Genomic DNA, 7,364 nt, shown 5'->3' on the forward strand with positions numbered 1-7,364 from the left:
AATTTAATATATTATTTATGTAAAAAAAGATAGAGTTATAGACCTAAGGCGAAAGGGGGGAGGTCTGTATAATTCTAATATATTAATTTACCTAAGGTGCATGTAGCATACAAACCCGTTCAGCGATCGAATTCCTTGTTCAACTAACGGGACAGGTTAGTTTAAGAAGAAGGATTTTTATCTCCTTATATAGAATATTTTAATTTGTTAGGTTTTCTAAAGAAGATAAGGAGTTGGTTAGTGTGTTGGGATTTGTAAGTAGACATTTAGAAAGAGATTTATCATTGCCAAAACATCGTGACAATCTCTTGGAAAATGCATTAAAAGATTTAACATCAGATTCTAATGTTTTAGCTATTTACCAAGGGGGTTCATTAGCTAGAGGGAACTTTGACAATTACTCCGATATTGATTTACATACTATTGTTACTCCTGATAAGAAAGGTGATTATATTAAAAACAAACGCAATAGAGCAAGAAAATGGGGAGAGGTATTATTTTACGAAGACTTTAATCCTTCTTCACCTGTTGTAGTTACCCATTATGATTCCTTTATAAAAGTAGATAGCTGGTATCATTCACCTGAAGAAGTTGTACCTTCAATCTGGTTAAAAGGAAATAAAGTTCTTTACGACCCAAATAACATTATTAGCAAGGTCATAAAGGAATCATCATATGAGGTTTATAAACCGTCATCGGACGAAGTTGTTTTTTGGAGAGGAAAACTTCTTGCTTTTATACACGAAACTTACCGAGCAGTTATGCGGGAAGAAATATATTATGCTATATCTAATTTAGATAGAGTCCGATGGCTAGTTGTTTCTGGTTGGTATATGGAGATGGAACAACATTTAGATAGCCCATACGGTGTTTGGTCAAAAATTGAAGGGAAAAGAAGTAAATTAAATCATTGGCAGTTATCTCTTTTGGAAAATTGGGATTGTGGTCGTAATACTAATCAAATCATGAAAACGATGGTCAGTATGGTTCCAGAAATTCTTAGACTGAATAAATATCTGAGTAAGCAAGTTAATATCGAAGAAAATGAAGACCATATCAAAAAAATCATAGAATTGGCATACTAATATAATACATTCTAAAAGAAAGGCGTTCTATAATGTGGTACGCCTTTTTTGTTGAATTTATTGAACTAACGGGGCAGTTTAGTTGAAGATGAGTATCAGAACTTTTTTGTGGCATTTGACAAAAAACGACTAACAAAAAACCTCTTAAAAGTAAGAGGTTTAAACAATTGCATTTTCATTTATTAAAAGTTGTAGGGCTTCTGCTGATTCTTCAAGATTGTCAGATAACCTGACCGTATTATTTTTAAGATTGGTTATCTCTATAATCCTTGTATGTTTTAAGCATCGTACTGTCATTATTGGTTGTTTATTAGAACTAAATGTATGTGTAATCTCAACATCGTTGTACTGACAAAGAGTTTTAAACATTTTTATTAGACTTTCTTTTGACATTTTAGTGTCTCCTCCCTAATAGTGGAAGAAGACTAAGGAAAGTCTAAAGGTTTCCAAAAATTGTACTCTATTCCATTAAGTGTAACATATATATGGTAGCCCATATATGAATTATCTGAACATTAAGGATGAAGTGAGTGATAATAACGAAGACTCTTATTAAACTAACGAGGTGCTTGTGCGGCCGAGCCTAGGTTGTATCATATAGCGGGTGGGATTCCCGTCGAGAAAGAACTAGCCATTCACTCGTGGCGAGTCTTGGAGGGCTAATGGTAACATTAGCCTTTAAGCGTAGACAGTTAGATGGCGGGCCGAAAGCCAACTAGTTGAAGGGATTGAGCTCCATAATGTTAGTAAATCGAGAGGGCTGATGCCTTAAGCACAGCAGAAAGCTACATTTTATCCATCGTTAAAGGCAAGAAGGATAAAACCTCTCTGGAGTCAGAGACCTTGGCACGTCACACATTGATATGATACGGCAACTCGGGAGACCCTACCGGTCTTTTCTTAATATAGAAGAGTATGGTGTACAAGCGATAATAAGCAAGGAAACCAAATGCCGTTGTAGGGAGTCGGATAGCAGCGTAGTACCAATGAAGTTGGGTAATGCCGATGGAGGAAAGGCTGTTACCAAGTTATCACCCTTACTAGGGACACATTTACTACACACAGAGGTAGGTATACTAAATGGAAACAAAACTAGTAAGGATAGCAGAATTAGCAAAATCTGAGCGAAAGAGATTAGCTATATTTTGTGAATGGTGACTAGGAAGAGCCGTGTGCGTAAATAGCGCAAGCGCGGTTCTGTGAGGGGGGAGGAACACAATCTACCGCAAGGTAGAGAGGTTCCCTTCTACTCGACTACTTCAATAAGGATTAATGTATTTTTCTTCTTAAAGTAACGGGGTTAGTTGAAGAGTGTTGTTTAACTTGTGTTCAACAATCGGGCCATTTTCTAAGACGAAAAATGTAACATTGCTTCAAAAATACTCGTCTGAGTTTTAAAGGAGGAATACGGCAATGAGAAATAAGATTATTTTATTCTGTTTCACCGTAGTTGCTAGTCTACTGTTTGCCTGCGGTTCTGAGAATCTGGAGAAAGACGTTAAAGCAACTTTCGTGGGAACGATTCAAGGAATTACTGGAGATAGTGCAATAATTGATGCAGCCGAAGAAGACGGAAAAACGCTTGGACAAATAAGCATTGATCTCGCAGTAAACCCGAATGAAACATTTCAAATAGGCGATAAGGTAAGGATAGGTTATGACGGAATGATTATGGAGTCAGCTCCAGCCCAAGTAAATACCCTCACAGTAGAAAAAGTAGAATGAAATCAAAAAACAACAAACGGGTGCTTGGTACTATTAGTAATAGTACTTCTGTTAGTTTTACATGTAGAGTAAGATAAAATTTCCATATAAGGAGGTTAAAAGATGACTCTTAGATGGAAAAGAGAGAATATTATATTCGATAGCTTATACGAAGCAGATATATGGGCTGATTCAATAGGAAATGAAATTTATGCAAGACTATATGACGGTTATAACACACCAGATTATAAAATAGCTTATTCTTTAGCTTTGAGACTTGCTGAGATGAAGGAATTCAGAGTTGTTACAGAAATCGCAATGGATAATAGAGATAACGTTTGGGTAAAACCTTCTTAGAACTGAAATACATTTAAAATCTCAAAACGGATGCTTTAGTTGAACAATCGGCTGCCTTTACAGGGCAGTTTTTTCTTATTGAGTAATGGAGTTAACTACTGCCGTGAACTGTAATTATGTCTACTAGTGCTTATATTGAGTGAATAAAAATGTGAATTGCCTTTTGTGGAGTTACGTCTGGTGTGTATGAACTATCATTGGTACTAAGTTGTAACTTTTAACTAAAATAATGGCAGTAGTTAATAAAGATGAAACAAATCCGAGTGTCTTGAATGAGATAGTTTCCGTTTATATTTTAAGAAGATTAGGCAGCCCATTCCTTTTTGATTTAATAAGCAATCATTTGACTGGTTTTGACACGATGAATATAAATGATGGACTCAAGACTGGAACTATCAAGAGTCAGACATTAAACAAGATAATTGGAGTAATAGAAGGCAAGCTAATTGATTTGAAAAGGTTTAATACTGAAGTCAAAGAGTATCACAGGAAAGAAGAAGAGTATAAGACAAACGGAAAAATTGTTAGTGTGGACGAATATCGAGCTATACAGTCAGTCAGACATCCAAAGAGGAAGAAGAGAAAGGATGCGGAACCTAAGAAACATACATCTCTACGAATGACAACGACTGGAAGTGTATGGGAGATTGTCCCTGATAGCGAAAGATAACGATAATTACAAAAAGGGAGATTGACAACGAAAAACTATGAGCTGACACCAGAACAGAAAATTCGTGAATATTAATTGTGAATTACAGAAATGGAAGCTTTATGGCAACGAGAAGAGGGTAAATAAACAATGAGGACAAGGATGCTTTATCTTGAATGCGCTATCCGGTATTACAAATTTCTAATCTGGATCAAAAACAAATGGGGCTGAGATGATGAGTGAAAAGAATGATTGCATTGTAGTTTTGACTGAAAAGGAATTAGAAGGCATTGTATATCGAGCATCATATGTAGCTGCTATTAAAGCTACGTCATCATTGTTTAACGGCTTAGCAAAACGCTTTATGTATGGATTTGAAGAAGACTTAGGAAGCATCCTATATGAGATTGAACAATTAAACAGAAACTAACAAATGAAAGTAGCAAAAATGGAAATCGAATTGGAAGAAGTATATGAGCGATTTAAGGCTGATAGCGGAAAACGTTTTGGGGATCGATGGCTGATGAGTGGCATGATTGTGGCTGTCGTTGCTGTATATAGAGCTATTGGTGTGATGATGTGATAAAAGCCACTGACACAGGATGCGGTTGTTGTTCCGTGTGGAAGATGGGATGGGAGTATGAAATAGTAGACACAAACGACGAAGGAGATAACAAAAAAAGACCACTGATTAAAAAAAACAGCAGTCTTTATCACAGTCACCTTGTGATATAGCAACAGTATTAGCGAATGATCCGGTCAATAAACATCCAAGATTAACGCAAAGTAGCTAAGCGCTTGTTACTACTTATTGTAGTTTCAGAAACAGTCCAATGTTTGGAAGGAATTACATTTTGATTCAGTTGTTGCTTTAACAAATCTGCTGTGCAGAAATCAGCAAAGGTTTTGTTCGACTCGGTGCTGGAGTCCTTTAAGATCTCTGTTTCACCATCATTGTTTCGTATGATTACAAACATCAGTCACCTCCAATTTATGGCATGAACAATGACTTGTTCTAAAGGAATTGTCTCATCAATAATTAAATTAGTATACATTATAGGCGATTTGTTACCAGTTTGTTACCGGATTGTAATTAAACATCCTTTTATTTGCTGGAAAATATTACTCTTAAAAGAGATTGCAAAATAACTGATACTCAGTTCAAACATGCGGAGTAGTAAAAACTATAAAACTAAAAGGGGATTATTAATAATGACAGTAAACATAAAAAAGGTAGAAATGAAAGAGATATTGGATGCGGTTGTTACGAGAATTGATAATCTGGAAAATTTAATGGTGGGAAATGGATTAATGACAATGAATGATTTTAATCGAGATATATTGAAGCCTATGATTGTCGGATTTGAAGACATGGAGAAAAATCTAATCGGCATTGAGTGTGATACGGGAGACACTCTTAATGAAATGAAAGAAACGTATGGTGATAGTGGACTTGAAATGATGAAATTTGCGATGATGCTTAACAAATTAAAAGGAAATGATTGAATGATGAATGATGAATGATGAATGATGCAGATAGGAAGGCATTGATTATGAATGCATCTGCAGCTGTGAATGAGGATTGGAATGTATTTAAGATGATTAAATCAGATAATGAAAAGGGGAATGATGATATCTCTGATGAAAATGAGAAGATTGTTATCATGACTGAAAAAGAGATTGACAACTCTAAAGTCATGTCTGATTTGAATCCAGATATCAGTGTAACTGCTGTTGATGTATATGAAGTATCTAAAGCGAAATTTGCTGAAGGCAAATGGTATATTCAAGTTGGCGACTTAAAAATTCAAATTAAATAATTCTTAGGATAGAGTAGGTGGCTTATGCTGCTTGCTCTATCTTTTTTCATCGAATACCCACATAAATGCAACCTTTTACTCCTCTGTATTAGCGGAGATGATCTTTCACTAAAGGGGCAGTTTAGTTCAATAAGAGATATAATTAGCATAGCTGTACTCATAGACAATTGATAAAGGAGAAATCCCATCTTATGTTTGGTTTCTTAAATAGAGCAAAATTAAAAAAGGAAGATTTAAAAGGCATTGCAAAATTAATGTATCAGGATGTTTCGGATGATTCCTGGGATAAAGAGAACCTTACTAAAAGAAATTTAGACTTCACTATTGAGAGCGTTCGTTATATTGATATGTATACAAAAAGATTAATGAATACGGAGTTTGGTAATGAACACTTAAATAAGCACTTTGACAATTTAGCGATTCGTATAGGTGCATATATTGGTGAGGTTATCAAAAATAATATTAGGCAAGACCTTTACTGGTATGAGTCTGATTCTGTATACAATTATTCTCCCAATTTTGATGAAGCGTATAGTAATACCAAAACACAGTGTGTTCTTTATTCTAAAAAGAGCGATATAGTGATATTGCCTTTGAATGTGGTATCACGATTTTTGAAAGGGAACTCCGAATACAGTAAATTTCTTACTTACGTAGAAGAAACAATTGAGCAAAATACTTAAAAGTATCGCTTTATTTTTTCGTTGAAATAATTTAAAATTGTTACTCCAGTAACGGGTGCATTACATCAATTAGGGGTTAAGCACCCTTTTCTTATTCAACTAAAGAGGCAGTTTAGTTGAACACGACAGCATTAAATTATGTGGTATTATTAGGTAATTACAAAAAGCTAAAGTAGGGGAATTTATTTGGAATTTATATCGGAAAAATTATTGTTTATATTTTTGTAATTCACTCAATAGAAACCCTCGCTTATGCTGTTAGGTTATCGGGTGCAAGGGTGAGATTGATAGCTTCTGCTCTATCCCTATTTAATTTAATGGTTATCATTTCAAGACTAGCTAATATGATGCAGCAGCCTTTTACTGGAAGCCTAATTGATACGGCACCTACTGAAAATGCTTTAGAATTTGTAGAAAGCCAATATAGAATTCTTATAAGCGCTTCAACATTTGGGACATTAGTTGGTATCCTTTTACTACCCACTTTTATTGCATTATTTTCAAGAGCTATAATCCATTTATCAGAAGAAAGAGGTTCAATTCCTAGTTTAGTTAAAAAGGGAATATCCATTGAATATATAAGGCGTGGAATAAAGCATTTTAGTTTACCTAAGCTAAGTTATTTGAAAGATATTAGGATAAAAGAAATTCCTCTTAAATTATTTTTTGTAAATATGATAATCACTGCAATATATACAATCGGGGTACTATCTGCCTTGTACGCATCATTATTGGAACCGGATAGAGCTTCAACAGCCATTATGGCATCTGGACTTATAAATGGTGTTGCCACTATTCTTCTTGTAATATTTATTGACCCAAAAATTTCTGTTCTTGCTGACGATGTAGTTAATCAAAGGGGAAGCTACCTTACACTAAAGAGCATTTCTTTAATGATGATTGCTTCAAGACTATTTGGAACTTTACTTGCACAGGTATTATTTATACCTGGTGCTAAATATGTAGCATGGTTTACAAAATTTATGATTTAATAATTATCGAGGTTGTTCAACTAACGGGTGCTTCGTATTATAAGGTTAACCAGTTTTTACTGGTTGACCTTATT

The 7,364-nt window shown here is 34.7% G+C and carries 11 protein-coding genes; 10 read left to right on the top strand and 1 reads right to left on the bottom strand.

Annotated features, from left to right (window positions below; translation table 11 throughout):
- The first annotated feature begins 242 nt into the window (after positions 1 to 242).
- A complete protein-coding gene (locus tag AC25Y5_RS18085) occupies positions 243 to 1,085 on the top strand; it encodes an aminoglycoside 6-adenylyltransferase (protein WP_488141501.1) in 843 nt (280 codons plus the stop codon).
- A gap of 159 nt (positions 1,086 to 1,244) precedes the next feature.
- Here the strand turns inward: AC25Y5_RS18085 and AC25Y5_RS18090 are convergent, their stop codons facing one another.
- Positions 1,245 to 1,478, bottom strand: a complete 234-nt coding sequence (locus AC25Y5_RS18090; RefSeq protein WP_488141502.1) for a hypothetical protein — start codon at positions 1,476 to 1,478, stop codon at positions 1,245 to 1,247.
- Between the two features lie 1,020 nt (positions 1,479 to 2,498).
- Between AC25Y5_RS18090 and AC25Y5_RS18095 the strand changes: the two genes are divergently transcribed.
- The 9 genes from AC25Y5_RS18095 (at position 2,499) to AC25Y5_RS18135 (ending at position 7,290) form a co-directional block, all read left to right on the top strand.
- A complete protein-coding gene (locus AC25Y5_RS18095; protein ID WP_488141503.1) occupies positions 2,499 to 2,810 on the top strand; it encodes a hypothetical protein in 312 nt (103 codons plus the stop codon).
- A gap of 102 nt (positions 2,811 to 2,912) precedes the next feature.
- Entirely contained in the window at positions 2,913 to 3,146 is a 234-nt protein-coding gene (locus AC25Y5_RS18100; protein WP_488141504.1) for a hypothetical protein, read from the top strand.
- A 229-nt stretch (positions 3,147 to 3,375) separates the two neighbouring features.
- Positions 3,376 to 3,816, top strand: a complete 441-nt coding sequence (locus AC25Y5_RS18105) for a hypothetical protein (RefSeq protein ID WP_488141505.1) — start codon at positions 3,376 to 3,378, stop codon at positions 3,814 to 3,816.
- A 214-nt stretch (positions 3,817 to 4,030) separates the two neighbouring features.
- Positions 4,031 to 4,225, top strand: coding sequence for a hypothetical protein (locus tag AC25Y5_RS18110; protein WP_488141506.1), 195 nt, complete (start codon positions 4,031 to 4,033; stop codon positions 4,223 to 4,225).
- 3 nt (positions 4,226 to 4,228) lie between these two features.
- Entirely contained in the window at positions 4,229 to 4,378 is a 150-nt protein-coding gene (locus tag AC25Y5_RS18115) for a hypothetical protein (RefSeq protein ID WP_488141507.1), read from the top strand.
- Positions 4,379 to 5,007: 629 nt separating this feature from the next.
- Positions 5,008 to 5,301: a hypothetical protein gene (locus AC25Y5_RS18120; RefSeq protein ID WP_488141508.1), complete on the top strand. Its 294-nt coding sequence runs from the start codon at positions 5,008 to 5,010 to the stop codon at positions 5,299 to 5,301.
- A gap of 14 nt (positions 5,302 to 5,315) precedes the next feature.
- Positions 5,316 to 5,615, top strand: a complete 300-nt coding sequence (locus AC25Y5_RS18125; protein WP_488141509.1) for a hypothetical protein — start codon at positions 5,316 to 5,318, stop codon at positions 5,613 to 5,615.
- Between the two features lie 191 nt (positions 5,616 to 5,806).
- Positions 5,807 to 6,298, top strand: a complete 492-nt coding sequence (locus tag AC25Y5_RS18130) for a hypothetical protein (protein WP_488141510.1) — start codon at positions 5,807 to 5,809, stop codon at positions 6,296 to 6,298.
- Positions 6,299 to 6,489: 191 nt separating this feature from the next.
- Positions 6,490 to 7,290, top strand: a complete 801-nt coding sequence (locus AC25Y5_RS18135) for a lipid II flippase Amj family protein (RefSeq protein ID WP_488141511.1) — start codon at positions 6,490 to 6,492, stop codon at positions 7,288 to 7,290.
- Positions 7,291 to 7,364: the final 74 nt, after the last annotated feature.

Source organism: Sporosarcina sp. Y1011, from assembly GCF_057669885.1.